At 35.9% G+C, this 20,651-nt stretch carries 15 protein-coding genes; 8 read left to right on the top strand and 7 right to left on the bottom strand.

Going from position 1 to position 20,651, the window contains the following annotated elements; genetic code table 11:
- Nucleotide 1 precedes the first annotated feature (1 nt).
- The 4 genes from nuoL (at nucleotide 2) to LC457_RS17510 (ending at nucleotide 7,523) form a co-directional block, all read left to right on the top strand.
- Complete coding sequence (gene nuoL, locus LC457_RS17525) at nucleotides 2-1,915, top strand: NADH-quinone oxidoreductase subunit L (protein ID WP_223601045.1); 1,914 nt, start codon at nucleotides 2-4, stop codon at nucleotides 1,913-1,915.
- Between the two features lie 2 nt (nucleotides 1,916-1,917).
- Nucleotides 1,918-3,411: a NuoM family protein gene (locus LC457_RS17520; RefSeq protein ID WP_047423980.1), complete on the top strand. Its 1,494-nt coding sequence runs from the start codon at nucleotides 1,918-1,920 to the stop codon at nucleotides 3,409-3,411.
- A gap of 152 nt (nucleotides 3,412-3,563) precedes the next feature.
- On the top strand, nucleotides 3,564-4,943 hold the full coding sequence (locus tag LC457_RS17515) for an NADH-quinone oxidoreductase subunit N (protein WP_047423978.1): 1,380 nt from the start codon (nucleotides 3,564-3,566) through the stop codon (nucleotides 4,941-4,943).
- A 267-nt stretch (nucleotides 4,944-5,210) separates the two neighbouring features.
- Nucleotides 5,211-7,523, top strand: coding sequence for a GAF domain-containing protein (locus LC457_RS17510; protein WP_223601044.1), 2,313 nt, complete (start codon nucleotides 5,211-5,213; stop codon nucleotides 7,521-7,523).
- A gap of 188 nt (nucleotides 7,524-7,711) precedes the next feature.
- Here the strand turns inward: LC457_RS17510 and LC457_RS17505 are convergent, their stop codons facing one another.
- Nucleotides 7,712-8,887, bottom strand: coding sequence for a Pycsar system effector family protein (locus tag LC457_RS17505; RefSeq protein WP_223601043.1), 1,176 nt, complete (start codon nucleotides 8,885-8,887; stop codon nucleotides 7,712-7,714).
- A gap of 26 nt (nucleotides 8,888-8,913) precedes the next feature.
- On the opposite strand from LC457_RS17505, the gene LC457_RS17500 reads away from it, so the two are divergent.
- Both LC457_RS17500 and LC457_RS17495 read left to right on the top strand, forming a co-directional pair.
- On the top strand, nucleotides 8,914-12,630 hold the full coding sequence (locus LC457_RS17500) for a metallophosphoesterase (protein ID WP_223601042.1): 3,717 nt from the start codon (nucleotides 8,914-8,916) through the stop codon (nucleotides 12,628-12,630).
- Between the two features lie 274 nt (nucleotides 12,631-12,904).
- Nucleotides 12,905-13,627, top strand: coding sequence for a hypothetical protein (locus LC457_RS17495; RefSeq protein ID WP_223601041.1), 723 nt, complete (start codon nucleotides 12,905-12,907; stop codon nucleotides 13,625-13,627).
- A gap of 98 nt (nucleotides 13,628-13,725) precedes the next feature.
- Here LC457_RS17495 and LC457_RS17490 read toward each other — a convergent pair whose 3' ends face one another.
- The 5 genes from LC457_RS17490 to ruvX all read right to left on the bottom strand — a co-directional run bounded on the left by LC457_RS17490 (nucleotide 13,726) and on the right by ruvX (nucleotide 17,362).
- On the bottom strand, nucleotides 13,726-14,601 hold the full coding sequence (locus tag LC457_RS17490) for an SdiA-regulated domain-containing protein (RefSeq protein ID WP_223601040.1): 876 nt from the start codon (nucleotides 14,599-14,601) through the stop codon (nucleotides 13,726-13,728).
- A 56-nt stretch (nucleotides 14,602-14,657) separates the two neighbouring features.
- Nucleotides 14,658-15,425, bottom strand: coding sequence for a nucleoside triphosphate pyrophosphohydrolase (gene mazG / locus LC457_RS17485; protein ID WP_047423966.1), 768 nt, complete (start codon nucleotides 15,423-15,425; stop codon nucleotides 14,658-14,660).
- 321 nt (nucleotides 15,426-15,746) lie between these two features.
- Entirely contained in the window at nucleotides 15,747-16,301 is a 555-nt protein-coding gene (locus LC457_RS17480) for a DUF5606 domain-containing protein (RefSeq protein ID WP_047377741.1), read from the bottom strand.
- A gap of 75 nt (nucleotides 16,302-16,376) precedes the next feature.
- Entirely contained in the window at nucleotides 16,377-16,949 is a 573-nt protein-coding gene (def, locus tag LC457_RS17475; RefSeq protein WP_034693378.1) for a peptide deformylase, read from the bottom strand.
- Nucleotides 16,946-17,362, bottom strand: coding sequence for a Holliday junction resolvase RuvX (ruvX, locus tag LC457_RS17470; protein ID WP_047423964.1), 417 nt, complete (start codon nucleotides 17,360-17,362; stop codon nucleotides 16,946-16,948). Before ruvX ends, def begins: the two co-directional genes overlap by 4 nt.
- 115 nt (nucleotides 17,363-17,477) lie before the next feature.
- Here ruvX and LC457_RS17465 point away from each other — a divergent pair, with 115 nt between their 5' ends.
- The gene (locus LC457_RS17465) at nucleotides 17,478-17,954 is read left to right on the top strand and encodes a histidine phosphatase family protein (RefSeq protein WP_223601039.1); all 477 of its coding nucleotides are present in this window, start codon (nucleotides 17,478-17,480) and stop codon (nucleotides 17,952-17,954) included.
- Nucleotides 17,935-18,825, top strand: coding sequence for an archaemetzincin (locus tag LC457_RS17460; protein WP_223601038.1), 891 nt, complete (start codon nucleotides 17,935-17,937; stop codon nucleotides 18,823-18,825). The genes LC457_RS17465 and LC457_RS17460 overlap by 20 nt, the downstream gene beginning before the upstream one ends.
- Nucleotides 18,826-19,038: 213 nt before the next feature.
- Here LC457_RS17460 and LC457_RS17455 read toward each other — a convergent pair whose 3' ends face one another.
- Nucleotides 19,039-20,583, bottom strand: coding sequence for a serine hydrolase (locus LC457_RS17455; protein WP_223601037.1), 1,545 nt, complete (start codon nucleotides 20,581-20,583; stop codon nucleotides 19,039-19,041).
- Nucleotides 20,584-20,651: the final 68 nt, after the last annotated feature.

Genomic DNA, 20,651 nt, shown 5'->3' with positions numbered 1-20,651 from the left:
AATGGAGAATCTAGTATATGCAATAGTACTTTTACCACTTTTAGGGTTTCTTATTAACGGTTTATTCGGGAAAAATCTTCCAAAAATATTGGTTGGATCTTTGGCCACGGCAATGGTTTTCGGATCATTCTGTATCGCTGTTAGTCTTTTTATGAATTTTAATTCTGAAAGCCAGCCTGTAATCGTAAAAGCTTTTGAATGGTTTAGAGTAAATGGAGTTCAAATCAATTTTGGATTCCAGATTGATCAGCTTTCTTTAATGATGGTAATGATCATCACGGGTATCGGTTCACTGATCCACTTATACTCTATCGGATATATGAGTCATGACAAAGGATTCTATAAGTTCTTTACTTACCTGAATCTTTTCATCTTCTCTATGTTACTTTTAGTAATGGGAAGCAACTACCTTATCTTATTCATCGGATGGGAAGGTGTAGGTCTTTGTTCTTACCTGTTGATCGGATTCTGGTATACCAACGAAGAATATGGTAAAGCGGCAAGAAAAGCTTTCATTATGAACAGAATTGGTGACCTTGCGTTATTGATCGGTATCTTTATGATTGCTTCTCAGACCAATGCTGTAGATTATCTTTCTGTAGCAGAAAACGCTTCAAAATTTGAATTGGACGGAACAGTGATTATCTTTATCACAGCGAGTTTATTCATCGGTGCTACCGGTAAATCTGCTCAGGTTCCTTTATATACATGGTTACCGGATGCGATGGCCGGACCTACTCCTGTATCAGCGTTGATCCACGCGGCAACGATGGTAACGGCAGGGATCTATTTGGTAGTAAGATCAAACTTCTTATTTACTTTAGCCCCTACAGTACAGGGAGGAATTTTATTCATCGGATTCTTAACAGCTGCTTTGGCAGGATTCTATGCACTTCGTCAGAACGACATCAAAAAAGTATTAGCTTACTCTACCGTTTCACAGCTTGGATTTATGTTCATTGCTTTAGGTCTTGGAGCATATACTACAGCGATGTTCCACGTAATGACACACGCATTCTTTAAAGCTTTGTTATTCTTAGGTGCAGGTTCTGTGATCCACGCAATGAGCAACGAACAGGATATGCGTTTCATGGGAGGTCTTAAAAAATATATTCCTCTTACCCACGCTACATTCCTTATCGGGACATTAGCCATCTCAGGTTTCCCTTTATTATCAGGGATGATCTCTAAAGACGAAATTTTAGTAGCAGCTTTCGCTAAAAACCCTATTTACTGGGTAATCTTATTCGTATTAGCGGCAATGACTGCAACATATATGTTCAGACTATACTACCTGACATTCCACGGAGAATTCAGAGGTACTGAAGAACAAAAACACCACTTACATGAAAGTCCGTCAAATATGACATTACCATTGATCGTATTGGCAATCCTTTCTGTAATCGGAGGTTTTATCAACCTGCCACACTTCATCGGTCACGGGCACTATGCTAAACTGATGGAATGGTTAAAGCCAGTTCTTACAGAACAAAGCTACAGCCAGATGGAAGCTACTCTTTCAGGAGTGCCTTTCAATACTGAAATGATCTTATTAGCAGCTACAGTGCTTATGTTCTTCTCTGTATGGTTCATCGTTAGAAATACTTATGTAAGTAAGAAAAAGATGGCTGTTGCAGAAGAAAACTACACCGGATGGGAAAAGCTTTCTGCTAAGAAATTATATGTTGACGAACTTTACAACGCATTGATTGTAAAAACTGTTGAAGGATTAGGACGCGGAGGAAAGATGTTTGATAAGGGTATCTTAGACCGTTTTGTAAACTTTGTAGGTGATGGTGCTGAAGACAGCGGAAAAGCTATGAAGCGTGTTCAAAACGGAAATGTAGAGACGTATATTCTTATCATGTCTTTAGCTGTGGGAATTATATTAATTGTTAACTTTTTATTACAATAATAATGTCTTGTTTATTATTAACATTATTACTATTACCTCTAGTAGGTTCGGGATTAGTTTTTGCATGGAAGAGTAATTCCAGCAAATATTTGGCACTGGGAATTGCATTGGTACAAATGCTTCTTACATTTTATATACTTTCGGATTTCGATTTTACTCCGACGGTAGATAGTGTACTGCAGCACGAGATCAATTATCCTTGGTCACAATTTATGAAGAGCTCTCTTCACTTCGGTATCGATGGGATGAGTATGCTTCTTTTATTATTGACCAATATTCTGGCTCCAATCATTATTTTATCATCTTTCAACGAAAATGTAAACTACAGAAATACATTCTACGGATTGATTCTGTTGATGCAGTTCGGCCTTGTAGGAGTGTTCACTTCTTTAGACGGATTGTTATTCTACATTTTCTGGGAAGTAACCCTGATTCCGATCTGGTTCATTGCCGGACTTTGGGGACAAGAGAATAAAAGGTTTGAATTCACTACGAAATTCTTCGTATATACATTCGTAGGATCATTATTTATGTTAGCTGGATTGATCTATGTGTACAATCACTCTGCATCATTCGCTTTAACAGATTTATATAATGCACAACTGAACGAAGTACAGCAGACTGTGGTATTCTGGTTTATTTTCTTTGCTTTTGCAGTGAAATTACCGGTATTCCCTTTCCATACATGGCAGCCTGACACCTATACCTACTCTCCTACTCAGGGATCGATGTTATTATCAGGGATCATGCTTAAGATGGCAGTATACGGTGTAATGCGTTACTTACTTCCAATCACTCCACTTCCGATAGCGGGGATCTCAGGACAGATTGTGATCATCCTTGCGATTGTAGGAATTGTTCACGGTGCCCTGATCGCTATTATCCAGACGGATATGAAGAGAATCATTGCGTATTCATCTTTCTCTCACGTAGGATTAATGGTAGCTGGTATCTTTGCTTCAGCAGTAGTTACTTTAAGAGGAACTTTCAATGTTGAAGGTGCTGAAGGAGCTTTGGTACAGACTTTCGCTCACGGTATCAACGTAGTGGGATTATTCTACTGTTGTGATATTTTATACAAGAGATTTAAATCAAGAGACATCAGACAAATGGGTGGTTTAGCTAAAGTAGCGCCTAAGTTTGCTGTATTGTTTCTAATCATTATATTAGGTTCAATGGGAGTTCCATTAACGAATGGATTCATTGGAGAATTTATCTTGTTGAAATCTGTTTATGATTTTAACGGAACAGCAGCAGTAATTGCTGGTCTTACGGTAATTCTTTGTGCTGTGTATTTATTGAGATTCTACGGAAAAGCAATGTTTGGAGAAGGAGATGAAGCCGTTTTAAGTACAGCAAAAGATTTATCAGGAGTAGAGTTTTCTGTATTGGCAAGCTTAGCGGTTTTTGTGATTTTACTAGGTATTTTCCCACAACCGGTAATCGACATGGTGAGTAGTTCAGTGAAGTTTATCTACATGGCGATGGCTAACTAAAAAATTAAAAGATTTAAAAATTAAAAAATTAAGAGATTAGAGAGAATAAAGATAAAAGACGAAGAGAGAAGAGACAAGGACTTTTGAATCCGAATCTTTTAACTCTAAACCAGAAACTTTAAACTTCAAATCTCGCATCTCAAATCTATATTATGAGTGTTTTAATTATTGTTTTCCTAACGGCAGTTATTGCGTTATTTTCAGGAGTTTTTGAACAAGGAAAATTCGCAAGATACATTGGGATTTTGGGATTAATCATCGCATTGTACGTAAGTTTTATGCCGGAATGTTCGTTCTTCGATCATTATAAGCATATGTATGAGTACAGTGGCAATACCGCATTATTCACTAAAATATCAATCGTAACAACATTATTATTATTCTTCCTGGGAGGTTTTGCATTCAGCAACCACAGAAGCCACCAGTCAGAATTATATGCATTGATGCTATTTGCATTATGTGGAGGAATCATCCTTTTCGGATATCAGAACTTAGTGACGATGTTCCTGGGAGTTGAGATTCTTTCTATTCCATTATATGTAATGGCTGGAGCTAATAAAACTGATCTTAGATCCAACGAAGCTTCTATTAAATATTTCTTAATGGGTGCATTTGCAACAGGTTTCTTATTGTTCGGGATTGCGTTCATCTACGGAAGTGCAGGAAGTTTTGATCTGTACAAGATTCATGATTTTGGAGTAGCTAATTCAGGGAATGTAATGTTCATCTTAGGAGTATTACTTATTCTTTGTGCATTGGCATTCAAAGTAGCTTTAGCACCTTTCCACATGTGGAGCCCTGATGTATATGCAGGTTCTCCTTCATTAATTACAGCTTTCATGGCGAGTGTGGTAAAAATCTCCGGATTCTTTGCGCTATTCAGATTGATGACTCTTGGTTTCACCGGAGTTACTCACGAATGGATCAACGTATTAGGCGTATTCTTAATCATTACTTTACTTTTGGCAAACGTTATGGGTCTTGCTCAGACAAATGCAAAAAGAATGCTGGCTTACTCTTCAGTTTCTCACGCAGGATATATCGGATTGGTATTCTTCGGAATGACAAGCCTTTCTACTTATAACCTTGCCTTTTATTTATTTGCTTATTCTTTATCTACAGTAGGAGTTTTCATGTGTCTGATCTGGGTAGAGAAGTTAAAGAGAGAAACCTCTTTCGGAGCATTCAAAGGATTGGCAAAAACTGAACCTTTATTAGCAACAGCAGCAGCAATCTCTATGCTTTCAATGGCAGGGGTTCCGTTAACAGCTGGTTTCATGGGGAAATTTGCTTTATTCTCCCAGGCTATGAACGGTGCAGCTTTCTTAGTATTGGTTGCAGTATTAGGTTCTGCCCTATCAATTGCTTACTATTTAAGACTGATTATCGCAATGTTCTTCTTTAAAGAATCTACATTCAAGTCATCAGAAAAAGTAACGCTTACTTACAATATCATTGCAGTAGTTGTTATTGCTTTGATTATCATCCTTGGAGTTTTCCCGGATTTATTTGCAAGAATGTTCGGATTGTAAAATCTGAATTTTAAAATATCAAAAGCACAACTTTTCAGTTGTGCTTTTTTATTATCTATAACTGGAATATAAAACGGAAACAGAAGAAAAAAGATATCTAAATTTACTAATCAGTAATTCAATAATCTGTCTTTACAAAAAAGAGCAATGAATTATAAAATACCTTGCAAAATTTCCGAAGACACAAGTGAATAATATACAATAAAATAAATTTTTCACCCTGCCAATATTCTGCTTTTTTCATAACTTTACTTTAAATTTCAGCTTTTGGCTAATCTCTATAAAAAAGACTCTCCTTTTCAGGTTTATATATCATTCAAAAAATATTTGGATGTCCTGGAGCATATCCGATATAACGACAGACTGGAATACAGGGTGAACTACGCAGAGTCTTTGATTGAGAGCACCAGAAATTTTAAAGAGCTCAGAGAAGGCTTTCAGGATACTTCCCTTCTCGAAAAATATGAAGACCTCATCAGATTGCTTCTTGCTGACCTTTTCCCAACCGGACTTACTAAAAATGAAATAAAAGCAGCCAGTATTCCACTTTCCAACATTACGTTCAATTATACCGAAAGGTTTAAAGATATTCTGAAAGATGCCGGAAAAGACTTTGAAATAGAACTGAGGAATATTTCAGATAATGAATTTTATGTATTCTGCTGCTGTCTGATTCTTCAAAGTTATTTCAAAAAAGATATTAAAAGTACGATTCCGTTTTATTATGACATTCCCAACAAACAGGGAATAATGAAGCATTATAAGATTACGGTCAATTCAGACTTTACAGAAATCATTCCTACTGAGGATGCCAAAATTCCTTCCGATGACACGCTGGATATGCTGCTGGAAAATCTGGATGATTTTAAACTGTGGAAAAAATATTTCCCTTCACAATCATGGATTTTGAAAGGATTCACTATCATTTCACTGGTAGACTGTACCTCCGAAGTAGCACTTTCTGATCTGAAATCAAGCATGATTGAAATTGATCCGGAAAATATGAATCCCAACGAAAATCTGACTGAAATTTTCAAATCCTATTTTGATGTTCCGGAACTCAGTTTTGGGCTGATGACTTTCAACAAAAAGGAACAGAAACTGGATAAACTTCCGATTTATGAAAGTCTTCTTACCAATCATATTCTTGATTTTTGGATCAATGCATTTGATGAAGAGACGCGTAAGAGTACATTCGATAATTTAAATCATAATTCAAAACCTGTTGTTGTTTCTAATGTAAACAACCTGGACGAGAATGTCAAGCTACTTCCTTCCTTTAATATTCTAAAGGATAATAATGTCAATAGTTTCATGGTAATTCCTATCATGAAAGACGGCGAACTCCTTGCCATCATGGAATTCACATCACCTATTGCAGGAAGTTTTAATGGTTTAAAACTTAAAAAACTTGAGTTCTTTACCGATATGGTTCTTTTCTCTCTGAACAGATTCTACTTTGAGAAAAACTACCAGATAGAAGCTATTATTCAGCGAGAATATACTACCATTCATGACAGTGTGGTCTGGAAGTTCAGAAATGAAGCTGAAAAATACTTTACCGCATCGCTTGGAAGGAAAATATATACTTTAAAGCAAATTGCATTCAAAAATCTTACTCCGTTGTTTGGTGTTTCAGATATCCGTTCTTCTTCTGAAAAACGTTTTAATCTGATGCTGCAGGATCTTAATCAGCAGATTGAATGGCTGAATGAAATTTTGACACTCACCAATTCCGATTCAGAAAAATTTGTATTGGCACTGGATGTGTTTGAAAATGAGATCAACAATGAGATCAAAGCGGATACAGAACAACGTTTCCAGAGATTATTAAGGGAAGAAATTCATCCTTTTTTACAGGGAAAACTGGAAGTAAGAACCGCCAGAGAAATAAAGGCAAAAATCAAAGACTATTTTTCACACATCTTTACCACTACGGATCTGTTCTATCACCACAGGAAGAACCTTGATGATTCTATCACGCTGGTCAACCGAAAGCTGGCAGACATGCTGGATGAAAGTCAGGTAAAAGCACAGGAAATTTTCCCACATTACTATGAAAGATTTAAGTCTGACGGTGTGGAACATAATCTGTACATTGGTTCTACCATTGCTCCTGAACTGCATTACACCTCGAAAGTTGTTCACAAACTAAGATATTGGCAGCTAAAAACCATCTGTAAAATGGAACTTGAATTTCAGTCGTTCAAAAAATATCTTCCTGTACAGCTGGATATCGCTTCACTGATCTTTGTATATAATGAAAAAATAGACATCCGTTTCAGAATGGATGAAAAACGTTTTGATGTAGATGGCGCCTACAATTCCTATTACGAAATCATCAAAAAGCGCCTGGATAAAGCCCATGTGAAAGATTCTGCAGAACGTATCACTGCTCCCGGAAAGATCACCATTGTTTATTTCGGAATGGAAAACCAGAAAGAATATCTGGATTATATTTCCAAACTTCAGAAAAAAGGTGTCTTACAGCATGATATAGAGTTTTTAAAGGTAGAGGATCTCCAGGGAATTACTGGGTTGTTGGCGCTAAGGGTTTCTTTTACGCTTCCACAGGAATAGAAGATCATTTTTCATCCACAAAATAAGCATCCAGATTTATCAATTCTGTCTGCAAAATTCCGGCCTGTTCAAAAACAAAAATTCATAGTACAGCAAATGACGCCATGATAAATCAATCACAAAAAATATCATGAGTGTTTATCATAGCTTTGGCTCTCTTTAAGAAAGCTTATCTGTACATTTTTTAATTAAAGACTAAGAAATGCTGCTCCAAAAGACAGAACAGAAATAATAATCCCTGCCATAAAGATCTTATAGGTAATGGATAAAAGCTTGTACTTCCTGTCCAGAACTTTCCCCAGATAATACAGATCTTTTACCATAGAATCGTAGATATAGTCTCTGTCTTTGATAAGGTCTTTCATTGCATTGTTGTAATCATCAAACAACATCTGCTGAAAGTTTCCAAAGAACAAAAGATTTACTTTTCTGTTGGCAATATCCTGAGGAGTAAACGTAGTTTTGGTCACATTCGGTTTTGTAGATAAAATAGCAAATATGATTGTAAATACACTGGATAACAGCAAAATGAAACTCGGAAGAATCAGATGTGAATTCTTAGGAGCATCCAGCTTCGGAACCAGTACAGAAAGACAAACTGAGATAATAATTGCGTTTACTGATAAAAGGATATTGGCTTTACTATCTGCAATATCGCTAAGTCTCGTATGATTGTTAAGGGTTACTCTGAATAAAGTATCTACACTTCTATCTGACTTTTCCTTTTCTTTTTTGCCCTCTGAGCTTTCCTTTTTTACCTCTTTTTTCTCTTCTTCTTTTTCCAGCTTCTTTTCGATCTTTTTAATGTTTTTCTTTTTCAGGGGTTCCCAGTTTTCTTTTGCATAATCCGTGTAAAAAGTATGCTTATTTTTCAGCATATCAAGATTTCCGGCATTCCATTCTTCATTGGAAAAACATTTTACATTCGTCAGCTCCCATTCTTTTCTTAAAGCATCGGAAATATCATTATAATCATGACCTGCAAAATGACTGAAATCTGCATCTTTCACAATTTTTTCCAGCAAATTCTGAGGTTCATAGTGTATTTTCGTTGCCAGAATCAGTTTTTCAACATCCGCGATATAATTTTCCGGATAATTTTCCTGCTGTAAAAAGGCTTTCATCACCTCCACACTCCTCTCTTCATGGTTCAGCGCACATTCTATATACCCGGTATCATGAAACCATAATGCTACGAGTACTTTCTCCTGATCCTCTTCAGAAACAGGGGTGTTTTTCATGATTTCCTCAGCCTTATTGACCGTATAGGCAGTATGGATAAAATTATGATAAAAATATACTGAAGATAACTTATCTTTGAATAAGATTTCAACATAATTTTTAGCTTTTTGTAGAATGCTCATTCCTGAAATTTTGTTAATGTAAATTTATGAATTTATCCTTTAAAACTCATCTAAAAAATACTTCTATTGTTCTTCGAACTGTAATGTCCGCAGGAGCACTTTATTCCTGTGCTACATATAACGTACAAAAGGGCAAAAACTTATTTGAAGTAAAAGATTCTGAGATAAAATCTGAAAATGATTTTAAACTTTTTCTGATTGGAGATGCAGGAAATGCAGATGAACCTCAGGCACAAAAAACACTTAGTTTACTGAAAAGCAAACTGGATTCTGCAGATAGCAACTCTATGCTGATCTTTTTGGGAGATAATATCTACCCTAACGGCATGCCCAAAGAAACAGATAAAGAGTATGCCTCAGCTAAAGAAAAACTGGAGAATCAACTTGCCATCACCAAAAATTTCAAGGGTAAAACATTGGTAATTCCCGGAAATCACGACTGGTATAACGGCCTGGAAGGATTAAACACCCAGGAAGAGCTGGTAAAAAAATACCTCGACGACAAAAAAGCTTTTCTGCCTAAAAACGGATGCCCTATTGATGATATCAACGTCTCTAAAGATATTAAGCTTATTGCTATTGATACGGAATGGGTGATTGCAAACTGGGACAATTATCCCGGAATCAATAAAAACTGTAATATCAAAACCCGCGAGAATTTTTTTGATGAATTTAAAGATCTCATTATCAAAAATCAGGGTAAAAAAATCATTGTTGCGTTACACCATCCCATTATCAGCAGTGGAACCCATGCAGGCTTTAATTCTGCAAAATCACATCTTTTTCCTTTAAAAAGTAAGATTCCTGTTCCTGGTGTTGCAAGCTTAATCAATATTTTAAGAAGTTCCTCAGGAGCCAGTCCTGAAGATATCAATAACCAGCATTACGCGGATCTGGCCAACAGACTGAAAAGTATCGTTCAGGATAAGGAAAATATTATTTTCGTTTCCGGGCATGATCATAATCTTCAATATCATGAGGATGAAAACATAAGACAAATCATCAGTGGTGCTGGTTCTAAAACAGATCCCTCTACCATTATAGAAAAAACTGATTTTTCTTACGGGGGCAGCGGTTTTGCGGTTTTAAATTTTAGAAAAGACGAAAGTACGGACGTAGAATATTTTTCTACAAAAGATGCAAAGCTTCAAAAGCTGACACATATCTCAGTAATTTCCAAGCCGGATGTATTTGTTAATAATTTTCCGAATTCTTTTCCACAGACATTTTCCTCAACCATCTACCCGGTACAGCTTACTCAAAAAGGGAAATTTTACCGCTGGCTTTGGGGAGATCACTACAGAAATTATTACGGAATCCCGATTGAAGCTCCAACGGCTAATCTTTCAGAATTAAACGGCGGATACACCCCTTTCAGAGAAGGTGGAGGAAACCAGTCCAACAGCTTACGACTGAAATCAGCAGACGGACAGGAATTTGTGATGCGTGGAGTGAAAAAAAGCGCTATCCGTTTTCTTAACAATATGGCCTTCACAAAGAGTACATTGGGTGAAGAGCTCACTGATACCTTTCCTGAAAAATTCCTATTAGATTTTTATACTACCAATCATCCGTTTACTCCATTTACGATTGGAAATATGTCAGAGAAACTGAATATTTTACATAGCAATCCAAAACTGTATTATATTCCTAAGCAACAAGCTTTGGGTAGATATAACGAGAATTACGGTGATGAAATGTATATGATTGAAGAACGTTTTTCTTCTGATCCTAAGACATTGGCTTATCTCGGCAATGCAAAAGATATTGTCTCTACGGATGATGTATTAAAGAACCTCAGCAAAAGCAATAAATATTCTGTTGACAGAGAATCTTACATCAGAGCCAGATTATTTGATATGCTTATCGGTGACTGGGACAGACACTCGGATCAGTGGAAATGGGCAGAATATGAAATGGGTGACAAAATAGTGTATAAACCTATTCCCAAAGACAGAGATCAGGCATTCAGTAAATATGACGGAGCTGCATTTAAGCTTATTATGAATGTTCCGGCAATCCGCCATATGAAAACCTTTACAGAAGATATAAGCAGTGTGAAGTGGCTTGCTATGGAACCTTACCCGATGGACCTTGTCTTTTTAAAAGGGGCTGATCAGACAGAATGGGAAACACAGGCAAAATATATTCAGGAACACCTTACGGATGCGGATATTGATGATGCTTTCCATAATCTTCCGAAAGAGGTACAGGACGAAACCATTGCTGAAATTCAGAGAAAGCTTAAAGTAAGAAAAACAAAACTCCAAAGCTATGCCGCTCAGTACTATGATGTGTTACAGAAAAAAGTACCTCTGGCAGGAACTGTGAATCCTGATAAGTTTGTCATCACCAAAAACGGGCATTCGGTACTTGTACAGCAATATAAACTGGGCAAGAATAAAGATCAGAATGAACTGGTTTTTGAAAAGACTTACAATGATTCAAAAACAAAAGAACTTTGGATCTATGGATTGGAAGATGATGATATCTATGAAGTGACAGGAACCGGAAATCCTAAAATGAACATCAGACTGATTGGTGGATATAATCATGATACTTATAATGTTGCTGATGGGAGAAAAATAAAGATCTATGATTTTAAATCTCAAAAGAATACTTATAACGCCGGTAATGCAACCAAAAATATTACTGATGATTATGACATCAACAGCTATAATTACAAGCACCCGAAATACAATTCCGTTGCCGGATATCCAAATCTGGATTATAACCCGGATGATGGTGTCATTGTAGGGGTTCTGGCTAATTATACGGTTAATAATTTTATCCGTGATCCTTATACCCAAAGACACAGCTTAAAAGCTAATTTTTATACTGCCACTGCAGGATTCAGCCTTACGTATAAAGGAGTATTTAAAAAGGCAATCTCAGGTTGGGATTTCAATCTGGATGCATTTTATACAACTCCAAGGTTTTCTCAAAACTTCTTTGGACTGTCTAATGAAAGTGAATATGATAAGGAAGATACAGAAAGAGAATATAACAGAGCCAGAATTTCTAAATTCAACTTTGCTCCTTCCATTTCTCAGAAGAGCTGGATGAATCTGAGTCATCAGTTTCAATTGACTTTTGAAGATAATAAAGTACAGAGAAAAGCCGACCGCTTCATTAATCAGTCACCGGACGTAAGGCCAGGTGTATTTAACAGCCAGCAGTTCGTTGGAGCCAATTATACATTTGGTTATAAAAATGCAGATAATGCAGCTTTTCCTACTCTTGGGCTTGAGTTTATGCTTAATGTCGACTGGAAAGCAACTCTTTCTGACTTTAATAAAAATTTCCTGACTTTAAAAGGAAAGCTTGCCATTGATCACAGAATTGATAAAAAGGGAAAATTTGTTTTTGCCAATGCCAGTAATGTCATGTGGATGAATAACAATAATTTTGAATTCTATCAGGCTGCGACTATTGGCGGTAACAACGGAATGAGAGCCTTTAGAAACGAAAGGTTCTCAGGTAGATCTTATTTTACCAATAATTCTGAAATACGATGGGATTTCGGGAGAATAAGAAACAATATTGTTCCTGCGAATATGGGAATTCTTATCGGATATGATATTGGCCGTGTATGGAATGACAATGAAAATTCCAGAAAATGGCACCAATCTGCCGGAGCCGGTGTTTGGTTAAGTATTGTAGAAATGATGTCTGCGAGACTGAATTATTTCTATGGCTCAGATGGTGGAAGACTTTCTGCAGGGATAGGAATGAAGTTCTAAGTATTATAATTTTGAGACAGATACAAAATACTGTTTAACAACATATTAGAATTAATTATTATTGAATATCTAAAAAATTTCAATTTTAATTAAATTTAATAATTCTAATTTTCAGCTTACATTTTTCATTAATAAAACAAATATGGCTTTTAAATAAAAGCCATATTTTTAGCTACATAGGTCAATGCAATACATAGCACTATATGTTTATCAATTCTTTAAAAAAAGGACATTTTAAAAACATTTTATATTTGTTGCAACAAAAAATCAACAGATGATGAAAAAAAAGCTATTGTATATGGCATTATTTGTTATGTTTATTCATTTAAATGCACAGGTAGGTATTAAAACACCAACACCACAACATACATTACACGTCAACGGTTCTCTACAGGTTGTTAAAGACCTGAATGTAGGTGGCGATGACAGAACAAAGGGAAATTCAGGAAACAAAGGTGAAGTCCTCATGTCAAACGGAGCCGGAAATACTCCGGTTTGGAAAACAATTGAATCTGAAAACTTCTTAAAAGTAGTGTATGTGGGAAATAAAACTGATATCAGCCCATCCAGTGGCAGCTATACAGGAACACATTCTACTCCGGTCAACACTCATGAAAGTTATTCACAAACCTATGTTTTTAATGTGAGTAATAAGATTGATACAGCTTATCTGACCTATAATTCAACAACAGGACTTTTTACAGTAGTAAAACCCGGGTTTTATAATATTGTTCCTTATGCAACCTATGATCTTAATTTAAATCCGTCAGGACAAACTGCAGGAACAGCCAATTCTTATATCCAGAAAGTATCGCCTACCCTTACAACACTTGCAGGAATATCCACCGGACATGGAGAACGTACTACAGGATTGAATCATAATCTTTCATCCATTAATTTTTTTAATACGGGAGAAACCTTCAGAATACGTTGCCGATATACTCAGGATTTCCGGTTGTCAAGCGGTAATATTCATATCTCATATCTTACTCCGTAGCCTATAAAACGTCAATCACTTCAATACATTCATATATTCAAAAACCCCACAGATTTCTCTGTGGGGTTTTATTTATCATTTATGTATTGGATAAAAGTTTAGTTTAACGAAAAAGTATACACATTTCCACCTTCATCCTTCCCTTTCTCATCAGCAATCATTAGTGTTTTATCATTAAGAAAAACAATAGCTTCCTTCTGCGAATTATGATTCAATGGAATTTTCTGAATTTTAGCAGAACTGAAATCGTTGGCCGTAAAACCTGTAAGAACATGAACATTTTTATGCGTCAGCAATACAATTTTATCTTTCGTACTGTTGATGGTAGCTGAAGTGATGGCAGCATCATTATAACCACCCTGAAGTTTCAATGTTCCTATTAACTTTGCTTCAAAGTCACCTTCTTTATTAGGTACCTGAAATACCAGGAAAGTTCCGTCAAAACCTTTGCTTCTGTTTTTGGTGAATAAGTAAAAATTTCCATCCATTTCTACAAAAGCTTCACAATCGTACAACAGGTTTGATTTTTTTGGTGGAAATTCCGTTTGACCCTGATAATGGAATTTTGTAGTCTGAACAACCTTAGTTATGGTTTGTCTGCTGCCTTTCAAATCGGTTTTTAAGATAGCCAGATCCTGTCTGTTATTATCGTTATTTCCAAAATCTCCGATATAAATATTTCCCTGAGAATCTGATATGATATCTTCCCAGTCTGTATTTTCAGCATTTTCTACCGGTATTTTTGCCAGCATATCACCTTTATCACTCAAACCATATATTGCATTTTTATTCCCTCTGTCTTCTATTACCCAGATTGTTTTCTTATCTTTTGACAAAGTAATTCCGGAAACTTCCTTCAACTTTTTAGGTAAGGAAAACTGGATTTTCAATTCATCCTCATTAGACGGAGAATTCTGAGCTTTTGGATTGCAGCTCAATAAAAGTAAAGCAGGTAAAATAAGAAAACGTAACATATTTATTTTTTATTTTTTAATTGAATGTAAGAAGCATTAATTGTTCCAATAAAGAGCTATGAAAGCTTTTTTGCCTTTTCCCAAAGAACATCCATTTCTTCCAGAGACATATCTGCCAATTTTAAATCCTGTTCTTCAGCAAGCCTTTCCATTTTTTGGAATCTTGAAATAAACTTAAGATTGGTTCTTTCTAAAGCCGAATCCGGATTAATACCTGAAATTCTTGCATAATTGATCAAAGAGAAAAACACATCACCCAGTTCCTGTTCTTTCTTATCAAGATCGGTTTCAGCATGAAACTCCTGAATCTCTTCATCTACTTTTTTCCAGGCATCTTCGGCATCATGGAATTCAAAACCGATTCCTTTTACCTTATCCTGGATTCTGTATGCTTTTACCAGACTCGGTAAGCTTTTCGGAACGCCTCCTAAAATGGATTTATTTCCTTCCTTTAATTTTAATTTTTCCCAGTTTTGTTTTACCTCTTCTTCATCTTTCACTTCAACATCTCCATAGATATGAGGATGACGGAAGATCAGCTTTTCATTAAGGGAGTTGATCACATCTGCAATATCAAAACTTTCTTTTTCCGAACCAATTTTAGCGTAAAAAACCAAGTGAAGTAAAACATCACCCAGCTCTTTTTTTATCTCCTGCAGATCATTCTGTAAAATAGCATCGGAAAGCTCATAAGTTTCTTCAAGGGTAAGATGGCGAAGCGACTCTAAAGTCTGTTTCTGGTCCCACGGACATTTTTCACGAAGATCATCCATGATATCCAGTAATCTTCCAAAGGCTTCCAGTTTCTCCTGTTTCGTATTCATAAGTATTGGGAAATTCAATCTTATACAAATGTAAGGGATATTTTGGGTCTGTGGTAGAGGTTAGCGTTGAAAGTTGAGAGTTTATAGATGTGGGTGCGAGGTACGGGATACGAGATTCGCGTTTAATGTTTAATGTTTAATGTTTAATGTTTAATGTTTAATGTTTAATGTTTAAAGATAAAGACGAAATTTGAACTCAGCAGAAAATTTCCCTAATCCCTAATCCCTAATCCCTGCTACCTATCATCTGCCACCTGCTAAAACCAAAAGCCTTGTCAGGAAATTCCCGACAAGGCTTTGTATCTTTAATTCAGAACTGAATTATCCTTGTTTTCTGTGTGTACTTTTCGGAGCTGATTTTGCAGCTGAAGTAGCTTTTACTTTTGGAGCAGCTGGTTTCTCTGCTTTTGGAGCTTTTTTAGCTTCTTTTTCAATGTTCAGCTCTTCCGCAGGCTCTCCATCCAAAGTTTCAGGCTCTGCCTTTACAAAACTTTCAGGAGTAATATATCCTGCTTTGTGAAGAACATTATACCACTGAGCCAATTTCTTAATATCAGAAGAATATACTCTTTCTGTATCATAGTTAGGAAGAGATGCCAACATAAAATCTTTCAGATCTGCATCAGAAGATTTGTGAGAAATAGTTTCCTTATAGTCGTTGTTTTTAGCAATATTTTCAAATACTTCAAACAAAGGAACTTCTTTCTCAAATGTAAACATGGCAATATTATCCAACAAACTTACCTGGCTTGAGTTTCCAATACTTACTTTTTTCTTACTGGTAACATCTTCAATGATGAATCCGTTTCTTAATTGAGAAACTAATTTGTAAAGTCCTGGTTTTCCAGAAATTGAAATTATTTTTTCTAACAGCATAATTTTATTTTTTGTAAATTCTGCAATCAGCCTTAAGCTTTTTGCTTTATATTATTTCTTTTATCCTTGTTTAATTTATTTTGGAAATCTCATTTTGTAACCAATGTTTACGTCACCCTGAGAGATTTTTGTCAGTTTACCTTTTACCAGTTTCTTTTTCAGAGCACTCAGGTGGTCAGTAAACAGAACCCCTTCAATGTGGTCATATTCATGCTGAATTACGCGGGCTCTAATATCGGAAAAAGTTTCTGTATGTTTCACAAAATTTTCGTCATAATATTCAATAACGATTGTTCCTTTTCTTTTTACATCTTCTCTTACATCCGGAATAGAAAGACAGCCTTCATTGAACTTCCATTCTTCACCTGATTCTTCAAGAATCTGAGCATTGATGAAAACTTTTTTAAACTCTGCCAGCTCATCCTTAATGTCTTCATAATCCTCATCTTCTGCAAGAGGTGTCACATCTATTACAAACAGACGGATATCCAAACCAATCTGTGGCGCAGCAAGACCTATGCCATTAGCGCTGTACATGGTTTCGAACATATTATCTATCAGTTCCTGTAATTCGGGATAATCTTTGTCTATATCTTTTCCCACTTTTCTCAAAACAGGATCCCCAAAAGCTCTTATCGGTAATATCATCTTAATCTTTGTTCTAAAAAATTCTGCAATATGATGGTTGCACTTACTTTATCTATTAATCCTTTCTCCTGCCTCTTTTTTTTGTTTTTTCCACTTTGGGAAATAAAAAATGAAGCCATTTTGGAAGTAAATCTTTCATCAAAACGATGAACCGCAATATCCGAAAATTCTTTTTTAAATTCTTCAATGAATTTTAAAATATCGGTTTCCACTTCCGAAACGTTTCCTTTCAAATCTATGGGAAGTCCGATTACTACCTCATCTACTTTATTTTCATTGAAATATTTTTTCAAAAATTCCAGTAAAAAACGGTTCTCCACAGTCTCCAGCCCACTGGCTATAATCTGCATATCATCTGTTGCAGCGATACCACAACGAGCCTTTCCGTAGTCTATTGCAAGGATTTGTCCCATAAGTCTGCAAATTTAGTAAAATTTACTGATTTTATTCATAACGCAGTTTTTTTATATAAATCATGTTTTATTCCATTATTTTTTTTATAATTTTAATCTTCCAAAAAACAATTATATGAAGAAACTCATCCTCGTAAGACATGCAAAAAGCGACTGGCCGGAGGAAACGGAGGACTTTGACAGACCATTGGCAGACAAGGGTTTGACAGACGCTATGCACATGTCCAGATTCCTTAAAAGTAATAATATTTCCATCGATCACTTTGTATCAAGCCCTGCGGTGCGTGCACTGAATACGTGTAAAATTTTTAATCAGGCGTATCAGCTTAACTGTGCTACAGATGAAAAATTATATAATCCTTCGGAAAGAAGCTTTGAATCTGTAATTTATAACCTGGATGACACCTTGAATTCAGTTGCCTTTTTCTCTCATAATAATGGAATTTCCAATTTTGCCAATTCTATTTCTGAAGATATTTTTCATTTTCCCACATGCGGAGTCGCTGGTTTTGAAGTAGACTGTGAATCATGGTCCGAATTTGATGGTGCTAAAAAGAAATTACTATTCTTTTATGAACCGGGGAAAATATAACATTACTTTTCTCTTTTCTTATGCAGCCCTATTCATCCTTCTTTTTTCATGTCAGAAACAGAAGAAAACCTATTTTGAATCGATTGCGCTGAATGATATAAAGCTTTCTTCCCCCAAGCACGGAAGCTGGCGGTACAATCATGATGAAAAATTTCAGCAGTTTGAAGATTTTCAGCAATCAAAAAAGATAAAGCCCAAACCTGGAAAAAACATTATTTACCTCCAGCCGATCGGAAAATTTAATGAACTTCAGAAAAGACAAATAGTACTCACCAAAGAATATTTAAAAATATATTTCCAGCTGGAAACAAAGGTTCTTCCCGCTTTACCCAACACAATCTTTCCTGAAAAAATCAAAAGAATTTCAAAGGAAGGACAGGAGCAAATTCTGGCAAGTTACGTACTGGAAAGCGTTCTCATTAAAAGAAAGCCTAAAGATGCTGTAGTATTGATGGGGATTACAGAAAAAGATCTTTTCCCTCAACCGGAATGGAACTACATTTTCGGACTTGCCTCTTATGAAGAAGGTGTAGGCGTAACATCCATGTATAGATTTGCAAACGGTCATTTAACGGATTCCAATTTCAATGAGAGCTTTCTGAGATTAATAAAAATCAGTTCTCACGAGATCGGACATATGTTCGGAATCAGCCATTGTCTGAATGCCAACTGCGTGATGAATGGAACCAATTCACTTTCAGAAACAGATTATCACCTCGCAAGAGCATGTTCACTATGCCAGAGAAAGCTGAATGCCAGTATACATTATAATAATAAGAAAAGACTTCTTGAATTAAAAAATTTCTTTGAAAAACAGCATCTCAATACAGAGCTTTCTTTAGCAGAACAAGACCTAAACCTGCTGCAATAAACAATATTTCTTTTACCAACTACACATTCCCCTCCTCCGGAGGGGTGGTAAAAAATTTATTTTTTGACGGGGTGGTTAAGTTTCGGCTAAAGCCCGTTCCTATTGAATATCAAAAGTCATTATTTATAATTCCGCGAGGAAGTATTTTTTTCATAGAAACAAAAAAGAACGGACCAATGCCCGTTCTTCATAGAATATTTTTATGCTCATTTTTTATTTCCTCTTCAAGTCCAGATCATCAAAATCAAAACTAAAATCGGTCACATCGGAAATCGCCTTCAATTTTGCAGATTCTGCCTTTCCGTTTTCATCATAACTGAAAATAATATAAGCATCTGCATCATAGCTTCTGTCATCCCATTTGATAATGAAAGAACTATTGGAATAAGGAAGTAATTCCCCTTTTAATCTTGGAGAGTTTTTGCATGAAATTCTGTAAGTATTTCCTTGCTGAGAAATTTCTACATCACCAAACCATGCATCATTATATGTTCCTGTAAACTGTTCTGCTTTTGGCTGAAGAGATTTTTCTTTTTTAAATGCTTCAGATTTTGCAAAAGCATCTTTCTTTTGTTTATTAAAATCTGCTTCCATTTTAGACATTCTGTCGCCATATGTTTTCAGCCAGTTTCTGTCTGCTACGCCAAGATAAGAATCCTTCACCGTATTGGTAATGGTATTGAAAGCAGCTCCAGACTGTTGGTTGGTCAATACGACAATTCCCAGCTTCATATCCGGAATTAAAGTAAACTGAGTAACCGTTCCAATTAATCCGCCTGTATGCTGCACCTGCTTATGTCCTTTAACATCGCTCAGGAACCAGCCTAAACCATATCCGTAGAAGCTTGTATCATATGGATTCTTTGCCGCTACTCTGTCTGGGATCTGAAGATTCCAAAGCTGTTGAACATTTTTATCTGAAACTAATTTTTTCCCGTCTTTAGTGGTGAAATTATTTAGCAGACATTCCGCCCATATTGTCATGTCTTTGATGTTACTCATAATTCCCCCTGCAGCATTGGCTGTTTCGTTCCAGTCGTGAGGAACAGCAATTGCTTTTCCGTCTACAGGAGCATGTGCATCAATTTTGTTGACCGTTGCTTTTGCTCTGTTATAGCTTCCAAAGCTTGAAGTCATTCCTACAGGCTTCATGATTCTCTGTTCAATAAAGTCTGCCCAGCTTAATCCGGAAACTCTGTGAATCACTTCCCCCGCAACAATAAACATGATGTTATTATAATCTAATTTTGTTCTGAAAGGATTTTCAGGTTTCAGATATCTCACATTATGAACAATGTCATTCACCGTTAAGTTACCCCCTTCCGGAAAAAACATAAGATCTCCCTGTCCAAGTCCTAATCCAGCTCTGTGAGTGATAAGATCCTTTATTGTTACATTTTGCGAAACATACGGATCGTACATTTGAAACTCAGGAATATATTTTGAAACTTTATCATCCCAGTTCAGTTTTCCTTCATCTGCTAAAATTGCTAACGCTGTACATGTGAAACCTTTAGAGTTTGAAGCAATCCCCACCAATGTATTATCATCCATAGGCTGCTTGGTTGTAAGAGAACGTACTCCAAAACCTTTGGAATAAATCATTTTCCCATCTTTTACAATCCCTACGGACATTCCAGGTACATCAAAAGTTTTCAGAGTATTTTGGATCAGTTCATCCAGCTTTTTTTCTTCAACCTGTGCATTGGCTAATCCTACGGTCAAAAGAAAAATGAAAAAAGAAAGTTTCTGTTTCATTGTTTATTTTAATTTTCCCAAATTTACTAAATATTAAGTGATGCTAATTTTAGCATGATTAAAAGTTT

Origin of the sequence: Chryseobacterium sp. GVT01B (assembly GCF_019970045.1) — a bacterium.
Lineage (GTDB): Bacteria > Bacteroidota > Bacteroidia > Flavobacteriales > Weeksellaceae > Chryseobacterium.
Note: the sequence above shows the minus strand (reverse complement) of the source record. Positions and strands in the feature narration are given on the sequence as shown.